Below are 17,926 nucleotides of genomic sequence, written 5' to 3' on the forward strand. Positions count from 1 at the left end.
CCAGAAAAGGATCCTGACCTGTGACGGAAGTCAACACTCCGCCCGGCCCTCCGACCGACCGCGTCGAGCCGGTCGACATCCAGTCCGAGATGCAGCGCAGCTACATGGACTACGCGATGTCGGTCATCGTCTCGCGCGCGCTGCCGGACGTCCGCGACGGCCTCAAGCCGGTGCACCGCCGCGTGCTGTACGCCATGTACGACGGCGGTTACCGGCCCGACCGCGGCTACTTCAAGTGCTCCCGCGTCGTCGGTGACGTCATGGGCTCCTACCACCCGCACGGCGACACGTCGATCTACGCGACCGTGGTGCGGATGGCGCAGCCCTGGTCGCTGCGCTACACGCTGGTCGACGGGCAGGGTAACTTCGGTTCCCCGGGCAACGACCCGCCGGCGGCGATGCGCTACACCGAGTGCAAGCTCGCGCCCATCGCGATGGAGATGCTGCGCGACATCGACAAGGACACCGTCGACGTCGTCCCCAACTACGACGGGCGCTCCCAGGAGCCCCTCGTCCTGCCCTCGCGCTTCCCCAACCTGCTGGTCAACGGCGCGGCGGGCATCGCGGTCGGCATGGCCACCAACATCCCGCCGCACAACCTGCGGGAGGTGGCGAGCGGTGTCGTCTGGTGCCTGCAGAATCCCGACGCCGACGACGAGGAGCTCCTCGAAGCACTGATCGCCCGCGTCAAGGGGCCCGACTTCCCCACCGGCGCGCTGATCGTGGGCAGGCGCGGCATCGACGACGCGTACCGCACCGGTCGCGGCTCGATCACCATGCGGGCGATCGTCGAGGTCGAGGAGGACGCCAAGGGCCGTCAGTGCCTCGTCGTCACCGAGCTTCCGTACCAGGTCAACCCGGACAACCTCGCGCTGACCATCGCCGAGGCGGTGAAGGACGGCAGGATCAGCGGCATCGCCGACGTCCGCGACGAGAGCTCCTCGCGGGTGGGCCAGCGTCTGGTGATCGTGCTCAAGCGCGACGCGGTCGCCAAGGTCGTGCTGAACAACCTCTTCAAGCACACCCAGCTGCAGACCACCTTCGGCGCCAACATGCTGGCCCTGGTCGACGGCGTGCCGCGCACGCTCAGGCTCGACCAGTTCGTCCGCCACTACGTGGCGCACCAGATCGACGTCGTGGTCCGCAGGACCCGATACCTTCTGCGCAAGGCCGAGGAGCGGGCCCACATCCTGCGCGCGCTGCTCAAGGCCCTGGAGCGGATGGACGAGGTCATCGCCCTGATCCGCCGGTCGCCCTCGGCGTCCGCGGCGCAGGGGGGCCTGATGGCGCTGCTGGAGATCGACGAGATCCAGGCGCAGGCCATCCTCGACATGCAGCTGCGCAAGCTGGCCGCCCTGGAGCGCCAGCAGATCACCGACGAGTACGACGCGCTGATGGCGCAGATCACCGAGTATCAGGCGATCCTCGCCTCGCCCGAGCGGCAGCGCTCGATCGTCCAGGAGGAGCTCACCGAGCTCACCGGGCGGTACGGCGACGACCGCAAGACCGAGATCATCGCCTATGAGGGCGACATGTCGATCGAGGACCTCCTCGCCGAGGAGGACATGGTCGTCACGATCACCCGCGGCGGCTACGCCAAGCGAACCAACACGGACCTTTACCGGGCGCAGAAGCGCGGCGGCAAGGGCGTGCGGGGCGCGCAGCTGCGCCAGGACGACATCGTCGACCACTTCTTCGTCACCACGACGCACCACTGGCTGCTGTTCTTCACCAACAAGGGCCGTGTTTACCGGGTCAAGGCGTACGAACTGCCCGACTCCGGCCGTGACGCGCGCGGGCAGCACCTGGCGAACCTGCTGGCCATGCAGCCGGACGAGGTCGTGATGGAGGTCCTCGACCTGCGCGACTACGAGGTCGCCCCGTACCTCGTGCTCGCCACCCGCAGCGGCCTGGTGAAGAAGACACGCCTTTCCGAGTACGACTCGCCGCGCACGGGTGGTCTCATCGCGATCAATTTGCGCGAAGATGACGAAGTGATCGCTGCCAGATTGGTATCGGAGGACGACGATCTCCTTCTCGTCTCGCGCGGCGCCCAGTCCATCCGCTTCACGGCGTCCGACGAGGCCATGCGCCCGATGGGCAGGGCGACGAGCGGCGTGATCGGCATGCGATTCCTCGACGGGGACGAGCTCCTCGCGATGAACCGGATCGCCGACGGCGACAACGTTCTGGTCGCGACCGAGGGCGGATACGCCAAGCGCACCCCTGTGGATCAGTACCCTCTTCAGGGAAGGGGCGGAAAGGGAGTCCTGACCGCCAAGATCGTAAGCGCCCGTGGCAAGCTGGTTGGCGCGGTCATGGTCAGACCCGAGGACGAGGTTTTCGCCATCACGTCCGCCGGAGGGGTTATCCGGACGAGTGCCGGGGAGATCAAGCAGTCTGGCCGCCAGACGATGGGGGTTCGGCTGATGAATCTGGCGGAGGGGGACAGCGTCGTGGCGCTGGCCCGCAATGCGGAGGCGCTGGAGACCGGGGAGAACCCGGTGACCGGGGAAAGCGCCGAGACGCAGGTGGAGACCGGTGAGAACGGGGAAGGGGAGAATCCGTGAATGCTCAGGGCAAGCCGGGATCGCGCCCCGCCTCCTCGTCGACACGCGATCAGGCGACGGAGAAGATGGACAAGATCGCTGGAACGAAGGACGTCGAGGCGGCCTCGTCACCGGTTAACGGTAGCGCGCCCGCGCCGGAGACCGATGGATCGGTATCCGACAATCGCAAGGGCAGGCCAAAAGTGACCACGACAGAGGACGGCAAGCAGGCCGACACCACGGTGCGGATCCGTCCAAGCGGATCTCCACCACCATCCGCGCCACCACAGTCCTCACATCCGCAGGGAGGGCAGCAGGGGCGTTCCTCCTCCGCGCCCTCGCCCGGGGGACAGCAGGGCCGTCCCCCGTCGGCCCCGCCGACGTCCCCAACCGGCGGGCAGCAAGGGCGTTCTCCGTCCGCCCCGTCATCGGGACAGCAGAGCCGGCCATCGACGGGCCAGCAGAACAACCGGGCCTCGTGGTCGCCCGGCAGCCTGTCGTCGCCCCAGGCCCCGGCCGACGCGGCCGACAGGAAGGCCGCGGACGTCGGCGGCCCGAGGTCGCCCCGCAAGGCGCACCTGGTGCTGCGCAGGGTCGAGCCGTGGTCGGCGATGAAGTTCAGCTTCGTCGTGTCGCTGGTCTGCTTCGTGGTGCTGTTCATCGCGGTCGCGGCCCTGTACATGGTGCTGTCCAGCCTCGGGGTGTTCGAGAACATCATCCAGACGGTCACCCAGCTCACGACGGCCGACGGCAACTCGACCAACGGCGTCGACATCGCCTCCTGGTTCGAGCCGGTCCGCATCCTGGGCTACACCGCCCTGATCGGCGCGGTGAACGTCGTGCTGATCACCGCTCTCGCCACCCTCGGCGCCGTGATCTACAACATCGCCTCCGACCTGGTCGGCGGTGTGGAGGTCACCTTCAGCGAGGCCGAGTAGTCGTAGTAGCGGTCCCGCCGAGTGTCCCCGCCCTCTTTCCGGGGCGGGGACATGGCGCGAGCAGGTGCCGAAACAGGGTAAGCTTTTCCCTGTTCGAGCGAACGGGTTCGTCTCCGCCAAACGGATACGGGACCGTTCGTCTGTGTGATGAGGGGCTATAGCTCAGACGGTTAGAGCGCTTCCCTGATAAGGAAGAGGTCCCAGGTTCAAGTCCTGGTAGCCCCACCCAGCTCAGAGGCCATTTCCCGGTAGGGAAGTGGCCTTTTTTGATCTTCCGAGTGACTAAGTGAGTGACTAGCGATCCTGCTTAGTGATCGAGTGGGTAGCATGATCAGGGACTACTGGGTTGAGTCTGGCTAGACACGGCCAGCCAGTCACCATCGTTTTGCTGCTGTTGTCCGCTATTGTCTGCCAGCATGCTTCCTCTGGGTTCGTCACCATCACGGAAGACAGGAACCCCACGGGAGGCAAGATGATCTCGTACACCAAGGAGCGACTGGTTGGTTGGTTCCGCGCTGCCGCGCAGGTAGGCGCAAATCTACTCGCCGGGTTGGCCGGAGGAGCGGCAGCGTCGGGCTGAGCCCAGTAGTCCATCTCACTCACCGCTGAAGATCCGATCCATTGCTTCGGCCCCGTCCAGCAGCACAGGGCGGAGCTGTTTCCGGTAGACCTTCTCGGTCACTACGGTCCCCTTGTGGCCAACCAAGCGGGAGATGTTCTCCAGTGCGACGCCGGAGTCCGAAAGCAGTGAGACGAAGCTGTGCCGCATCTCCCGAGGAGTCCACTCGTCCTCGTTGAGATCAGTCCTTTTGAGGATCACCCGGAAGGCCCGGCGAACGTTGGCCGCGTCCAACTCGGTCCCGTGCTTGCTCGCGAAGACGAGATCATTCTCTTGCCACAAGTCCCCTGCCTTCTCCCGTGCGAGCACTTGCCGCTCACGGTGCCCGCGCAGCGCGTCCACGCACAGCCTGGGGAGAGCGAGGGTTCGCCGGGACTTCTCAGTCTTGGTGTCTCCCCCGACCCGCACCGAGCGCCACACCATGATTGACGGAGGTACCGGAGGATCAGCGTTCGGCTGGCCGTCCAGGTCCACATGCGCCCAGGTGAGCGCCCGTAACTCCTCAGTTCTGGCGCCGATGAGGAGCGACACCACGATGTAGGCGTACAGGATCGCCCCCTCGGCGGCCTTGAGCACCGACGCCGCCTGGTCGAGCGTCAGCGACTTCGAGGGACGACCCTCCTGCCCCTTGGGGATCTCGCACAGCATCACCACGTTGCGCTTGACCTTGTCGCGGGCCTGAGCGCGGGCGATGGACCGCTTGAGAATTGAATGGATCTTCCGCAGCGTCTCCGTGCTCAGGATCTTCGCTTTGGCCGACAGCCACCGGTCCACGTCGTCGGCAGACAGCTCACGGAGCTTGCGAGCGCCCAGCGCGGGGATCACGTGCTGTTCGGCCAGGATGCGACGGTTCGTGATCGTGGAGGCTTCCCGCCCGTTGAGACCGAACTCCAGCCAGTCGCGTACGGCGTCACCCACGGTGTAGTTGTGCGCAGCCGTGGTCAGGCCGTCGTCGTAGTCGCGGATGATCTCTTTGAGCTTGGCCTTGGCTTCGGTCTTGGTCTTGCCGCTGGCCTTCTTGACGATGCGCTTTCCGGCCGGGGTGTAGCCGACGGTGACCGAGGCGATCCAGCGTTCGCGGGTCTCGTCCCAGTGCAGGCCGCCGTCTCCCCGGCTGCGTCGTGTGGTCATGATGCCCTCGCTTCCTGTTCGAGTAGTGCGACGTAGTCGGTGATGGCCGAGGCCGGGATGAGCCGGGTGCGGCCCTGGGTGACCGAGCGCAGGCGCCCGGAGCGGATCTGTTCGTAGATCACGCTGCGGCTCATGCTGAGCAGGTACATGGCTTCGCTGACGCGATACAGCCGCCGGTCGGCGGACGGTCGGGGTGCGGTCAACCGTCCTCCCGCTTCTTCGCGGCGATGGCGCGGGCCTGAGAGACGCGGTGCCGGATGTGTTCGGCCATGATCGCCTCACCGGGGGTGTAGCCCGATCCGGCGAAGCGCCAGTGCCCGAGCACGAGCGTGCTCTCATCAGCCAGGGCAGGAAGGCCGTGCCGCTCGCGTGCTTCGGCCGTCCGGTGCTTCGCCCTGTCCTGGCGCAGGTCGCCGAGGGTGGTGGAGTAGCGGCGCGACTTGGAGGAGAAGTGGCCGCGAAATCCCAGCATGTGCGCCCAAGGTCGCAGCCGCAGTGCGGTGAACTCCCGTCGTGCGCCCAGCTCCCAGCAGGTACGGATCATGCGGCGGGCGTGCTCGGTGACCGGGAGCGCGTCCAGGTGCAGGCCCGGCTTGAGGCCGGTTCCGTGGCAGCGCCCGCAGGAGGCCGTAAGGCTCAGCCGTCCGCGCCCCTTGCAGACCGGGCACGACAGGCGGTGATCCACCGTGCCCGAAGTCTCCGCGCCCTTGGTCGCGTACTTGGCGATGTAGGAGGCCACCGCCCTCTCACTCAGCCCGTCCGCACTCTGGTCGACGACGATGGGCTGGATGTCGAGCTGATCGCCCCACGTCAGGTCCCAGCGTCCGAGCCCGCTGGCAGGAGTGCGAACGATGACCCGCCTCACGGCCGGAGCGATGGCCCGCACGAGGAGGTTGTGATCAGCCCAGGCCGGGGGGACGTCGGTGCTGCCCTCGGGACCGTCCAGGCGGATCACCGCGTGGAAGTGCACCAGGCCGCGCCGCTGGTACTCGGCGACCTTGGCGAAGGAGACCCGGACCTGTTTGGCGAACGCCGTCCGTGTCAGGCCCGCCTCACCGGCCAGGGTGCGCCGCATCTCCAACGTGAAGCGATGCCACAGCGCGCCCGCGTGCGCCTGCCACAGCACCGCCCCGGTGTAGTCGTAGCACTCCGCGCAGATCGGTTGGCCCAGCCGTTCGTCTCCGATCTCGTGACGGGCGTGGCAGCCGACCGGCCGCCCGTGTTCACACACCGTGGCGCGGTTACGGGGACGGCAGGCCCGCAATGCGCCGTTCTTCTCGCGCCGGGTGTGCACCGGCCCGAACGAGGGAGCCGTCAGGGTGACGAACGCCCGAGGGTGCGCGCTGACGGTTTCGGGAGTGCCTTTGCCGCCGGACAGGCCCGCCCGGATGAGCTGGAAGGTGTCGCCCTGGTAGACGCGTGAGCACGACGGGCAGACCGAGGCCCGCCGGTTGCCGCAGGCCACCAGCAGATACCCGCGCACCTCGTCGGTGGTGCGGTAGTCGTGCAGCACCTCGCCCGTGTCGGCGTTGACGATGCTGGATTCTCCGGCGAGGTGGATCGGATGAGAGCATCCGCCGGTCGCGGCCACCATGGAACGCCACCGGTCATAGCCCGGATCGTTGATCAGCTGTGCTACGTCGATCATCCATTGCGGATGTCCTGACCGGTTCAGTCCCTCAGCGTCGCTGTTCGGTTCGGTGGTGATGTGGGTTTCCTCCTTGCCGTTCATGGTCACCATCCCCTCATGCACACTCGTACGGTTGACTTGTAGTACAAGAGTGATCGCGTTGCTATGCCTTGTCAACATGTAGTACAAGAGAAACGTACGTCTATGCCGAAGGAGTTCCCGTGAACAGCAGCAACTACGAACCCGACCTCGCCGATCTCGACCTCAGCGCGGAAGAACAGGAACGGCTCGCCGACTCCCAACGCCCCCTGTGGGAGGTCATCGCCGCATCACTGCGCGCCGACATCCTGGAGGCCCGCTACACCCCCGGCGCACCCCTGCCCAGCGAGACCGCCCTGTCAGCCCGCTACAGCGTCTCGCGCCCCACCGTCCGCGACGCCGTCAAAGCCCTGGTCGGCGAAGGACTCGTCAGCGTCGTACGCGGACGCGGCACCTTCGTCCGAGCCATCCCCGACCGCCACGCGATCCTGCTCGGCGCATGGCCCCGCCACGACATCGCCGACCCAGAGTTCATCCCCACTGCCCGTCAATGGGGTTGGACCCAGCTCGCCGCCCCGCACGCCAATGACGCCGAAGACCAGCAGATCTACAGTCGCAGCGAGTTCAGCGCCGCCAACCGCGACATCGCCAGCACTCTCGGCCTGCGCACCGGCCACACCGTCTTTCACCGCTCCAGCCGATGGCGCCACACCACCACCGGCCTGATCATTGGCATCAACTCCTACACCGTCCCCGAGATCATCCCTGCCCCGACCCCCAAGCAGACCGTCGGCGAAGCCTTCGTCCACGCCCTCACCCGGCAGTCGTTCTACGAGACGATCACCAGCGGACGCGGCCCGACCACCTGGGAGACCATCGTCACCGCCCGCATGCCCTACGCAGACGAGCGCGACCTGATGGCCCTATCGGTCGGCAGTCCCATCCTGATCATCCGCCGCATCCTCGCCGACAAAGACGGCCGCCCCCTGGAAATGACCGAGATCAAGGCCGACGCCGAACGCTTCGAGACCGTCTACGCTCGCGAGAACTCCACCAGTGATCTCCCTGACGGATTCGACCCCAACATCCACGACCCCGAACAACTCGTAGACAAGCCCGATCCCGAACCGACCGGCCGCATCCTGTTCCTGCTGTGACAGGTCATTGCGACTGGCATTGGCTCAGAGTTTCTTTACTGGTTCAAGGCACCAGCGCTCCGCGCCGCCGCACGGCGGGACACGCCCCGCCGTCCCGGCACGGCCAGCGGGCCGGGCGTGCGGCCCTGGCGGCCGGTCCCGGCCCGCGCCAGCCGGGACGGCACGACGTAAGCCCGCCGCCCACCGCACCGAGTACCCGCCGCACCGAACGCACCCGCCGCCCCTGGTACGCACTGCCGCCTGCCGCTCCGACCGCCGGCCCAACCGCTTCGCGGCCCCTACGGGGTGCCATTCGGCATTGCGCCGGCCGCCTCCACTATCGCTGCAAAACTGTGTCTCTATGAATCGGTCGGATTCAAAAGAGCAGGAAGAATGTCGACTAGCTCTGATAAGTTCTTTACAACAGGGGCCGATGCTGGCCGGTCGCCCCATGCGCGACTTAAGTAGTTAGTTGCGGCTTTCTCTCCAACGACGAGATCTGCATAGGCCGTTGCGCAAGTCAGAAACAGTATATCGATAAAGTCATTATCGACCCACTTGGTGTTTGAATTAGATAGGCGAACATTTAGTGCGTCGGCATAGAGTCCAAGGGACGGCATCTTGGATAAATCTTCCTGGTATTTTCCTCCGAACCAATCTTCGAGCTGGGTGCGGCTTGTGTTAGTCTCAGCTGCCGCAATTTGTACCTCATTTATGAGGTCGATAACGACTAGCCCCTTGGTTGTTGCGTATCGCTTTTTTGCGTTGAGTCCCTCATCTTTAAACATCTTAGATACTTCTTGGAAGTGTTCAACCCATTTTGTAATCTCTCCTCGCTCTATACGATTGGGGTCCATGAGAATGTCGTAGTTGGAAATAGCCGCCGTCAGGCACCTGAGTAGATGATCGAAGTCTTCCGGAAGATCTTCATCGAATCCCTTTTTTGTCGATAGTTGCAACTTCCTGGACAGTGCCTCGGGCTCAAGGGTGAAGACTGGTGGGCTGTAATGCTCAGAATTCCCATAGCGCATAGAAAATACTGTAGCTATTTCATTTCGCCAAATCCTAAATGGATGGCGCATCTGCCATCCTCTGGAGAATTCGAGCATGGTGGCTGCGATATTTTGCCTTTTATCATTGTAGGTTACGGTTGTCTCGATAAAATGCCCGGAGGAAATAGGGAGTATAATCTTCTTTTGCCTGACGAGTTCAATAACGGTTTCTGCTGCCTTTTTGTCTACTCCCCGCGCGTCGGTTGGGTTATATAAGTGCCTCGATAGCGCGCTCCAGTGGCACTGGTCAAGGTATATAACTAGGCGCCCTAGGCGTGGGTCTGAGACGCCTGAGGGCTGAATCTCTATTGTTGCTTCTTCTCCTCTTGCCAATGTTGCAATTAAAGTATTGTTGGCGAATGAGTAAACTGCTCGCCGAACACCCGAGTCTTTATAAACCGGAAGAGATGGTAGTGGCAATGTCATCGACTCGCCACTTCGAAGAAAAATCTCCGCTTGACGAGCCACGGCGTCAAATAAAATTTCGGTGACATTTGATTGAGGATTTTTCATGACGAATTAATCCTTGGGGGAAGACTCCGTGCTGAGGATGCTTAACAGTGCTGTACTTGATGTTACGGTCTTGCTGTGGCCCTGGAGTCCTGGTCTCAACTCTCTATCTCCGACTGTCTCGTTGTTCGTATCTCCTAATCTGCATCAACTCTGTTTGTGCTGTTGGAGGAATCGACAACTCTGCCGCCCTGCTTCCGGTGCGCGGGCCTGGCGGCCCTGTGCTCCGGGTCAGGTTGCCACCGGATGACACGGTTACCCAGTCACGGGCATTACCGGTCGGGTACGGCAACGCGACTGCGAGGAAGGTCTGTTGCCGCACCCGATCGGTGATCATTTGGTGTCGTCGGTTTGCGGCGCGTGTTTTCCACGACTGCCCGGAGTGCGGTGGGACTGGAGGCGGGCCAGCGCGGCATCGACCAGGCGGCCGAGGTTGCCCAGTTCGTACAGCATCCGGTGGCGCTCAGCGTCCTCCCACGCCCTGATGACCGACCTGATGTCGCCCGACTTACCAGCCGTGACGATGACCTCTTTGCCGTTGACTCGCTTGGTGGCCGCATCGCCCACGATGATCCAGCCGTGCACGGTCACATCCCCCGAGCAGCCACGATCAGGGCAACCACCTTTTCCGGATGCTCGCTCCGGACCGCCTGGGGGCCGGAGCCGTCGCGAAGAGAGACCAGGTAGCTGCCCGAGCGCGGACCCATGGTCACCGTGGCTACACACCAGCCTTGCGGACCCTTCACGGTCAGCTCCGGCGGGTAGCGCTCCATCCGCGACCGCAACGGCGGCTGATCGGGCCAAGCAGCCGCACTGTTGGCGAAGAGTCCGAGACTGATCGTGTGGTGACGGTGAGCGCGGATTCCCCGCTCGATGAGAAGCCGCTGAACGACGGCCAGCGCCTTGTCATGGCTCTCCACCGTCGCCTCATCAACGGCGGGCGGGACGGCTCTACAGTTGTCCATGGGTCGCACCTCCAGTGTGCGATCAAGGGACCCGTACGGCGTTACCGCGCCTGCGGGTCCCGTTTTTCCTGGTGCTCCCATGACATCGCCGGGTATCCCGCGCCGACAGTGCGAGTAGGGGAGACTGGGGGAGACAGGAGGACCCCAGTCCCCCGAGGTGCACACAATGAATAACGTTCCGGCCTGGGCCGTACGGTTACGCGCCGCGAGGCGTGGCAAGTTGTGGACGCAGCGAGACATGGCCAGGCAGCTTGCCGAGGCTGCCGACCCGCGCACTCGTGCCCGCCTGCCCGAGCGAGATTCCCTGATCCGCATGATCAAGGATTGGGAAGCGGGCAGGCACCAGCCCAAGGACCCCTATCGGCTGCTCTACTGCCGGGTGTTCGGCACGGAAGAAGCCGAGCTGTTCAGCGAGGAGCCGGAGAGCACAGCGCCGGGCAGCCCTCACTTCGCCGACGAGATCGAAGCGTTGGAGCTGGCCCGTCGTGTCGCCGCCAGCGATGTGGGCACAGGAACGCTTGACCGGCTGGAACTGGCCGTTGACGACCTCGCGATGGCTTATCAGGCGACACCACCGGCCGAGTTGCTGGAACGGGTACGTCAGCACCTGTCGTACGTCTCACACCTGGTCGACGCCAAGAAGACGTTCGCCGAGCACCGCCGTCTTCTCACGGCCGGTGGCTGGTTGTCGCTGCTGGCCTCCACCTGCCATATCGACCTTCGCCAGTTCGAGGCAGCCGGAACGTGGCTTCGCACGACCGCCCAGCTGGCCAAGCATGCCGAGCATCCCGAGATCGCCGCGTGGTGTCTGGAGACCGAGGCATGGCAGGCGGTCACCACCGGCGACTACCGCCGAGCCTTGGCCTTGACCCAAGGCGCGCAGGCGATCGCACCACGTGGCGGCTCGGCCTACATTCAGGCGACCGCGCAGGAGGGCCGGATCTGGGCGCGGCTTGGGTCCGGCCCGGAGACGCGTGATGCGCTGAACCGTGTTGCCCGGCTGGTCTCGCCGCTGTCGATGCCCGAGCATCCCGAGCATCACTACCGCTATGACCCTTCCAAGAGCGAGGCGTACGTGGCGACCACGCTGTCATGGCTGGGGGATCCGGCAGCCGAGTCGTACGCCCGGCAGGTGCTCGCCCGTTTGGAGTCGGCCGCGGATGGGTTGGTTCGTCCACGTCGAGCGACCTCCGCACGCCTTGACCTGGCCCTGGCGCTTCTGGCCACCGATCAGCCCGACGAGGCGGGTCAGCTTGCTCTCACGAGCATGACGAGTGGCGCGTTGGTGCCGTCCTCCTACTGGAGGGTGCGCGAGGTGATCGGTGCTATCGAGACGCGTCGCATGCCGGAAGCCGCAGAACTACGCGAGGCGTATCGAGAGCTGAGCGTCCCCGAGTGAGAACCGGGGAAGGCGCGTTCTACCGGCTCGGACAGGCGAATCACTGAGTGACCAACTGAGTGACAACGACCACGGACGAGGCCAGACGACGGTGGATCACCATGGACCATATGCGCAGGTGGGAGCGGGTATTGCCCATGGTTCCGCTCCCTCCCGTCTTGCCTGATAAGGAAGAGGTCCCAGACATCCGATCTGCGTAGAGTGTCAAGCTAATGTCTTCAAGATCGCTTTTGGGATGATGGGGGGATGTCTCGCCCGCGAATCCGCGTCGCCGCCTACGTCATCCGTTACCGATCCGCCCCGGAGTTGCTTGTCTTCGATCATGTCGGCATGCCCGAAGCGGGTACTCAAGTACCGGCGGGAGGGGTCGGGCCGGATGAAAGCCTGGAACAGGCTGTCTTGCGAGAAGTCGCAGAGGAGACCGGCCTGACGGGACTCTCCCTCATCGGGCCCATTGCGGTGGACAACAGGCCGCGTGCCGATACCGGGCAGCTGCGGCAGACAACGTTCTTCCAGCTCACGGCCCACTCAGATGGCGCTGATGCATGGCAGCACCATGTTCGCGGTGATGGCGAGGACGCGGGGCTTGAATTCGCGTGCCGCTTCGTTCCGATACCGCTGGTAGGGCGGTTGGCCGACGCTCAGGACGCGTGGCTGAGCCGCATCGATTGACGCTGCGGGAAGGCGGTGGACTCGTCGTAGGTCCTGTGGTTCTGCAGGCAGTGGAACAGGCAGCCGAGCATCCGGTTGAAGGTGTTGCGCAGCGCGCTGGAGTGCCGGTCGCCCTCGGCGCGCCGGTAGTCGTAGTGGCCTCTGGGGCCTGGTGCTCGTAGGGAGGCGAAGGACCACACGTAGCCGACGGCGGCCAGGCGTTGGTTCTTCACTTTGCGGTGGTGGACGACCAGGCTCTTGCCCGAAGCGCGCGTGATGGGCGCCGATCCGGCGTAGGCCTTGAGCGCGCGGGCGTTGGCGAAGCGGGTGCGGTCATCTCCGAGCTCGGCGAGCACCCGGGCGCCGGTCAGGTCGGCCAGGCCGGGGAAGCTGGTGATGATGGCCGCGTCCGGATGCCGGCCGAAGGCCTCGCCGGTAGCTTCGGCGAGCTGGTCGGCGGCGCGGCAGGCCGCGTCCAGCTGCAGCAGCAGCGCCTGGGCCTGGCGGCCGAGCGCTTCTTCGACGAGCGGGAGCTGACGCAGCTGCTCTCCGCGGAACAGGGCCTGCAGCCGGTCGATCCAGGTCTCGATGTTGCGCTGGCGACCTGAGCCGCGTAGCAGGGCGTGCAGCCGGCGGAAGGTGAGTTTGGCGGCCGCGCCCGGGGTGGGCGCCGCCTGCAGGACGGCGCGGGCCTCGCGGGAGGTCAGGCCGATGTTCTTGACATGAAAGGCCTTCAGCGCTGCGGGGAAGTACTCCCGCAGCAGGGAGCGCAGCTGGTTGGCCAGCTGCTGGCGGTTCCAGACCGCGTCCTGCTGGGCGCGGGCCAGCACGGCGATCGCCTGGACCAGCTCGGAGTCGGCCGGCAGCGGCCGATGGTGAGCCGCGTCGACACGCAGGATGTTGGCCAACGTCATGGCGTCGAGGTGGTCGGACTTGGCTCGGGCGACGCTGTGGCGTTCGCGATAGCGGGCCACGGCCAGCGGGTTGATCGCATATACCGTTCGGCCGGTGGCGCGCAGGCAGGAGACCAGCAGGCCGCGACTGGTCTCGATCGCCACCGGGATCGGGTCGCCGGGGTGGTCGCCGTGCTCGGCCAGCAACTCGACCAGGGCCCGCCAGCCCTCGGCGTCGTCGCTGATGCGCCGCTTGGCCACCAGTGTGCCGTCTTCGTCGACCAAGGCGACGTCGTGGTGTTTCTCGCTCCAGTCGATTCCGCATGTCACCGTCATCGGCGCCTCCTTCAACGGTCGTTAGCCCAGGTGAGCCGCGCAGGGGCACGCCACGCCCTAATGAGAGAGCTCGGCGGCTCGACATCCGATCAGCGGTTCGTGGCCCCAGTCGGCCGCAGGCCCGCGCTCTGCGCAAGGGCTCGGCGGCCCCGGTGAATACGAGCGGTGTCTCCTGCGGCTGGCTCACACCACGATCGTGCCGAATCGCACGGACTGGCGGGTGACGGTCGGCAGGGGCCGAGGCGCACGGCCTTAACAGAGGACTCCAGGCCCGGGTATCAGCGCAGGCGTTCACTCGGCCCCTGCCGACCGTCACCCGCCAGTCGCTCACCCTCACGGCGTACGGCCTGCGATGAGAAGTCCAAGCTCCAGTTCAAGTCGAGACGTCAGCGGGATGAGCTCCCGAGTCGGGAAACTCGGGGTCGTACAGAGTCATTAGGTTCAAGTCCTGGTAGCCCCACGCAGCTCAGAGGCCATTTTCCGGCAGGGAAGTGGCCTTTTGGGATCTTCCGGGTGATCGGGTGAAGTGATCGACGTGCGGTCGACCGGCGGCTGGGGCGGCATGCGGGCCGTGGGTGGCGCCATCGAATCGGGGACACGCCAGGCACGGAGATCTTGCTCTGTGTGTTCTGATCGCTACTTTGTGTGTGCGTCTTGTTGATGAGCGAAACCTGACTCACTCGCCCCGTCGGAAGAGGACCATGCATCCCATCCGCATCTCCGGCTTCTTCGTCATGCTCACCTCGGCATTGGCGATCGCCTGTGCTCCTGTCCCCGCGGCCATGGCCGCCACCTTTCACCCCACACTCCACGCCGATCCTCCCGAAGAGGAGACCTGTCCCAACGGGCAGCCGAAACCGTGCGGCGCCCAGGAGGAACGCGGCGGCGTCGACGCCGACCGAGAAGAGACCAAGAAGGACACGGCCAAGGCGAAGGAAGACATCGCCGAAGCGAAAAAGAAGGTGGAGGAATGCCCTCCAACCTCGAAGCAGTGCATGGAAAACCTCATCGGCGACGGTGGCCAGCAGCGTAAGGACCTCGACGACACCCGGCAGGCACTGGCCAATTTCCGGCCCGCCCCCTCGGACAACGCTGCATCTGTCATCGCGGAAACATGTGACGAGTTCGCCGCGGGCCTGCCCGCCGTACTGCGCGACTCCCCTGACTTCTCCCAGCTGACCGGTGTCTGCGAGCTGATGAACCCATGATCGCCGTGAAATCTTCTCTTCGTCGGACACCGTTGGTCTTCACCGCCGTCCTGGTCACGCTCGTTCCAGCGACCGCCTTCGCCACCTCCGCACCCGGTGTGCCCGACGTTCCCGTCGCCCAGGCCTTCGACGGCGACAAGCCGTTGCCATCGGTGGACGAGGCGGTCAGGCGGTGCGCGGAAAATCCCGGTGCCTGCCGCTTCCGCATCGATTCACAGGCCTCTGGCGAGTACTACAGCGCCGTCAAGTCCCTGGGCAACGCGGTCATCAATTGCACCAAGGACCCGATCACCGTGGAACGCCAGGTCACCTTGCGTACCGGCAGCACGGACAACCTCGGCGGTGAGATAACCGGCAACATCTCGGTCGAGGGGCAGGTCAACGCCTCCGGAGAGGTCTCCGCGGGGGTGTCGGGAGAAGGCAGCGGAACCTTCACCACACCCAACACCCAGCAAGGTCCATACGCCGCGTTCAGCGCCAAAGGAGGGGCGAACGGCAACGGCAAGCTGGCGGGCTCGCTCGGCGCCAAGGGCGCGTTCGAGGGCGCCTTCAAGCTCCACTATCAGCGCAGCTGGACCACCGAGAACACCGAGGCGACCCAGTACACCACCACCGTACGCTCGGGCGACGCCCTGGTTTTCGGGGCCAGCTCCGCCATGCAGCGGGTCGCGGGAAAGATCACCATCGGCGGCCTGCAGGTGCGCAACGTCACGGTCGACGGCCCTTCGACCGTGAACACCAGCACCTTCGTCGCCGACACCTTCACCGTGCCGGGCGACACCTGTGACCGGTTGCGGCCCGCGAGCAAGACCGCCGTGGAAGACACCGTCAATCGCGGATTCCGCAGGGCTGATCGCTCAACGATCCTTCCCGCGCTGCCGGAAGGCGCGCGGCTGAGGCAACGCACGGTGCTCGCCGCCGAACGTTCCTGACCGCCCCGCCCAAGTGCCCCTTTTTCCGTGGAGATCATCATGACATCACCGCACGCTCCCGTCAGGGCCGCCGTCGCCGGTGCACTGTTGCTCGCCCTGGGGCTGGCCGCCCCTGCCACAGCGTCCGCGCAGATCACAGGACCCGATACCAAGCCGGTCGCCGTCATCAACGGCGACTTCGCCCTGCCGGCCTTCACCGGCACCGGCCCGAACTGGACGGCTGTTCAGGGCTGGTCCGTCGGCTCGACCAACGGATCCGGCACATTCTCCGGCGTCGCCCGCTACGCGGGCACCGTCTCAGGCCACCCCGACGGCAAGACGGCCGTCATGCTTCGCCTCCCGAACGCCACCACTCACTCCTTCAAGCAGCGGCTGCGCGGTGTGCGCGCGGGCGCCCAGGTCACCGTCACCTTCGACGACAGCCCCAGCGTGGCCGCCGTCTGCACCCCGGCGGCCCTCAGCCAGGGTCAGGCCTACATCGTCGAGGGCGACGGCGGTCAGGCCGACGCTCGGACCACTGCTCCGGACCCGGACAAGAAACCCGGTGTCCTCGGCACCGGTGTCTGGCGCACCGGTCAGAGCTACACCTTCACCGCCGGTGAGCACGAGCCACTGCTCACCTTCACCTCCCAGGTGCCCGTCGCCGACAACGCCAGAGGCGACTGTGGACCTCTGATCGCCGATGTGCGGGCGACCCAGATCCCGCCGCCGGTGGACAAGACCATTCCGAAGACCGCGCTGCCGGCCTCCCAGGCCTTCTACGGCAACGATCGCAGGCCGGTCGCCGACGCCGTCAACCACTGCGCGAGCGCGCCCGGCACCTGCTCCTTCACGCCGCAGGAGGCCTACTCCTACACCTACTACGAGCCCGCGAAGGTCAACGGCGACACCTACATCAACTGCACCCGCAACGCCCTGACCCGCGACCGTCCCGTCACCGTCGCGGGGCGCTCCTACGGCGACCTGCCCGTCAAGGCCGGACTGCCGGGCGGCGCGGGCGCGGCCAGCTCCATGGCCCAGCAGTTCGCCACCGGTGCCGGAACGGCTCCCAGCTGGGTCACCTCCATCACCCACAACGTCACCGAGGTCGCCCAGCCCGCCGAGGCCTCATGGGTGGAGACCCAGGCGGGGCGTCGCCGTACGGAGGGTTGGTTCATCACCAGCCCGGCTCCCGCCGACCCCCACACCGAGTGGCGCCTGTACACCGTTCTTGACTATCCCGCCACCGAGCTGTCCGACCGTCTCTACCAGCGCACCGGCCCGATGACCGGATCCGAGAAGCAACGCTGCCAGTCCAACCGACCCGCCGCCGCCACTCCGGTCGGTGCCGACGCCCCCGCGGGCTTCGACCGCGCTTCCTGAAACGCGGACGGAGGTCGGAGCCGAGGTGTCCGTGCCCGGTGCGTACGAGACCGGGACGGACACTCCGAGTCGGCGCTCCTGCGGCCGAGACGTCCCGAGGTTGTCGGCCGACGTCCGCTGGGGCGACTGGAAAGAGGTAAAGGCGCTGTCGGCGTACGACACGCGACGCCTCCGGATCGGGCACTTCCTCATCGCGGGGTGGTGCGTGGCTTTTCGCAGGTAGGGGATGGCGAGGGCGAGTGGCGGTTGGACGTTTGCCCACGAGGGAGCGGGTAAAGACCTGGCCTCACGTGGAAAGAAGCGCCGCTCATGGAGTGTGGAGTCGCCGGGTAGGGCACACGTCCGAACGAACGATGTCCGCACCCCGTGTCGCGGAGCCGGTCAAGAACGGGGATTCCGGGGCGTGAGCAGCGGGATCCCATAACCGTGATCAGGTCATGTGCCGAAGCCGGGGCATCGCGTAACGCCGCCGGCTCTCGGCGGTCCGACCGCGCCCTGGGCGCGTCGGACCCCGAGGACCGAACGTGATCTCACACGGTGCCGTCACACCTTGAGGGGGAACGATGGAGAAGTCTC

General features: G+C 65.7%; 15 protein-coding genes and 1 tRNA gene. 9 read left to right on the forward strand and 7 right to left on the reverse strand.

What is annotated here, in order from left to right; genetic code table 11:
* Nucleotides 1-20: 20 nt before the first annotated feature.
* The 3 genes from gyrA to ABT352_RS02445 all read left to right on the forward strand — a co-directional run bounded on the left by gyrA (nucleotide 21) and on the right by ABT352_RS02445 (nucleotide 3,712).
* Nucleotides 21-2,570 carry a DNA gyrase subunit A gene (gene gyrA, locus ABT352_RS02435; protein WP_350941879.1) on the forward strand — a complete coding sequence of 850 codons (2,550 nt, stop codon included), beginning with the start codon at nucleotides 21-23 and terminating at the stop codon, nucleotides 2,568-2,570.
* 182 nt (nucleotides 2,571-2,752) lie between these two features.
* Nucleotides 2,753-3,487 carry a DUF3566 domain-containing protein gene (locus ABT352_RS02440; protein WP_350941881.1) on the forward strand — a complete coding sequence of 245 codons (735 nt, stop codon included), beginning with the start codon at nucleotides 2,753-2,755 and terminating at the stop codon, nucleotides 3,485-3,487.
* Nucleotides 3,488-3,638: 151 nt separating this feature from the next.
* Nucleotides 3,639-3,712 (forward strand) — tRNA-Ile (locus ABT352_RS02445).
* Between the two features lie 370 nt (nucleotides 3,713-4,082).
* Here ABT352_RS02445 and ABT352_RS02450 read toward each other — a convergent pair.
* Genes ABT352_RS02450 through ABT352_RS02460 form a run of 3 tightly spaced genes read right to left on the reverse strand, consistent with a single transcriptional unit; the run spans nucleotide 4,083 to nucleotide 6,885 of the window.
* Nucleotides 4,083-5,237: a site-specific integrase gene (locus tag ABT352_RS02450; RefSeq protein WP_350941883.1), complete on the reverse strand. Its 1,155-nt coding sequence runs from the start codon at nucleotides 5,235-5,237 to the stop codon at nucleotides 4,083-4,085.
* Nucleotides 5,234-5,440 carry a helix-turn-helix domain-containing protein gene (locus ABT352_RS02455; RefSeq protein ID WP_350941885.1) on the reverse strand — a complete coding sequence of 69 codons (207 nt, stop codon included), beginning with the start codon at nucleotides 5,438-5,440 and terminating at the stop codon, nucleotides 5,234-5,236. The genes ABT352_RS02450 and ABT352_RS02455 overlap by 4 nt, the downstream gene beginning before the upstream one ends.
* Nucleotides 5,437-6,885, reverse strand: coding sequence for a replication initiator (locus ABT352_RS02460; protein WP_350941887.1), 1,449 nt, complete (start codon nucleotides 6,883-6,885; stop codon nucleotides 5,437-5,439). Before ABT352_RS02460 ends, ABT352_RS02455 begins: the two co-directional genes overlap by 4 nt.
* Before the next feature lie 203 nt (nucleotides 6,886-7,088).
* On the opposite strand from ABT352_RS02460, the gene ABT352_RS02465 reads away from it, so the two are divergent.
* Nucleotides 7,089-8,063, forward strand: a complete 975-nt coding sequence (locus ABT352_RS02465; RefSeq protein WP_350941889.1) for a GntR family transcriptional regulator — start codon at nucleotides 7,089-7,091, stop codon at nucleotides 8,061-8,063.
* A gap of 338 nt (nucleotides 8,064-8,401) precedes the next feature.
* On the opposite strand, the gene ABT352_RS02470 is transcribed toward ABT352_RS02465, so the two are convergent.
* The 3 genes from ABT352_RS02470 to ABT352_RS02480 form a co-directional block, all read right to left on the reverse strand.
* Nucleotides 8,402-9,607, reverse strand: coding sequence for a hypothetical protein (locus tag ABT352_RS02470; RefSeq protein WP_350941891.1), 1,206 nt, complete (start codon nucleotides 9,605-9,607; stop codon nucleotides 8,402-8,404).
* Nucleotides 9,608-9,937: 330 nt separating this feature from the next.
* A complete protein-coding gene (locus tag ABT352_RS02475) occupies nucleotides 9,938-10,189 on the reverse strand; it encodes a hypothetical protein (protein WP_350941893.1) in 252 nt (83 codons plus the stop codon).
* A 2-nt stretch (nucleotides 10,190-10,191) separates the two neighbouring features.
* Nucleotides 10,192-10,569: a hypothetical protein gene (locus ABT352_RS02480; protein WP_350941895.1), complete on the reverse strand. Its 378-nt coding sequence runs from the start codon at nucleotides 10,567-10,569 to the stop codon at nucleotides 10,192-10,194.
* Nucleotides 10,570-10,735: 166 nt separating this feature from the next.
* Here ABT352_RS02480 and ABT352_RS02485 point away from each other — a divergent pair, with 166 nt between their 5' ends.
* Together ABT352_RS02485 and ABT352_RS02490 are read left to right on the forward strand one after the other, a co-directional pair.
* A complete protein-coding gene (locus tag ABT352_RS02485; RefSeq protein ID WP_502992754.1) occupies nucleotides 10,736-11,968 on the forward strand; it encodes an NsdA family TPR-like regulatory protein in 1,233 nt (410 codons plus the stop codon).
* Between the two features lie 246 nt (nucleotides 11,969-12,214).
* Nucleotides 12,215-12,640 carry an NUDIX hydrolase gene (locus ABT352_RS02490; RefSeq protein ID WP_350941898.1) on the forward strand — a complete coding sequence of 142 codons (426 nt, stop codon included), beginning with the start codon at nucleotides 12,215-12,217 and terminating at the stop codon, nucleotides 12,638-12,640.
* On the opposite strand, the gene ABT352_RS02495 is transcribed toward ABT352_RS02490, so the two are convergent.
* Nucleotides 12,610-13,863 (reverse strand): IS110 family RNA-guided transposase, encoded by a 1,254-nt coding sequence (locus ABT352_RS02495; RefSeq protein WP_350941899.1) that lies wholly within the window; start codon nucleotides 13,861-13,863, stop codon nucleotides 12,610-12,612. The genes ABT352_RS02490 and ABT352_RS02495 overlap by 31 nt on opposite strands.
* Before the next feature lie 767 nt (nucleotides 13,864-14,630).
* Between ABT352_RS02495 and ABT352_RS02500 the strand changes: the two genes are divergently transcribed.
* The 3 genes from ABT352_RS02500 to ABT352_RS02510 are packed head-to-tail and all read left to right on the forward strand — an operon-like array spanning nucleotide 14,631 to nucleotide 17,350.
* Nucleotides 14,631-15,056: a hypothetical protein gene (locus ABT352_RS02500; protein ID WP_350941901.1), complete on the forward strand. Its 426-nt coding sequence runs from the start codon at nucleotides 14,631-14,633 to the stop codon at nucleotides 15,054-15,056.
* Nucleotides 15,057-15,061: 5 nt separating this feature from the next.
* Entirely contained in the window at nucleotides 15,062-15,988 is a 927-nt protein-coding gene (locus tag ABT352_RS02505; RefSeq protein WP_350941903.1) for a hypothetical protein, read from the forward strand.
* Between the two features lie 39 nt (nucleotides 15,989-16,027).
* Complete coding sequence (locus ABT352_RS02510) at nucleotides 16,028-17,350, forward strand: hypothetical protein (RefSeq protein ID WP_350941904.1); 1,323 nt, start codon at nucleotides 16,028-16,030, stop codon at nucleotides 17,348-17,350.
* Nucleotides 17,351-17,926: the final 576 nt, after the last annotated feature.

It is taken from the genome of Streptosporangium sp. NPDC000563 (assembly GCF_040299985.1).
In the GTDB taxonomy this organism is placed as follows: Bacteria; Actinomycetota; Actinomycetes; order Streptosporangiales; family Streptosporangiaceae; genus Streptosporangium.

Coding starts and splice junctions, on each gene's coding strand:
- ABT352_RS02450 (WP_350941883.1), bottom strand. CDS start 5,237: ATGACCACACGACGCAGCCGGGGAGACGGCGGCCTGCACTGGGACGAG.
- ABT352_RS02460 (WP_350941887.1), bottom strand. CDS start 6,885: ATGATCGACGTAGCACAGCTGATCAACGATCCGGGCTATGACCGGTGG.
- ABT352_RS02470 (WP_350941891.1), bottom strand. CDS start 9,607: ATGAAAAATCCTCAATCAAATGTCACCGAAATTTTATTTGACGCCGTG.
- ABT352_RS02480 (WP_350941895.1), bottom strand. CDS start 10,569: ATGGACAACTGTAGAGCCGTCCCGCCCGCCGTTGATGAGGCGACGGTG.
- ABT352_RS02485 (WP_502992754.1), top strand. CDS start 10,736: ATGAATAACGTTCCGGCCTGGGCCGTACGGTTACGCGCCGCGAGGCGT.
- ABT352_RS02490 (WP_350941898.1), top strand. CDS start 12,215: ATGTCTCGCCCGCGAATCCGCGTCGCCGCCTACGTCATCCGTTACCGA.
- ABT352_RS02500 (WP_350941901.1), top strand. CDS start 14,631: ATGGCCGCCACCTTTCACCCCACACTCCACGCCGATCCTCCCGAAGAG.
- ABT352_RS02510 (WP_350941904.1), top strand. CDS start 16,028: ATGACATCACCGCACGCTCCCGTCAGGGCCGCCGTCGCCGGTGCACTG.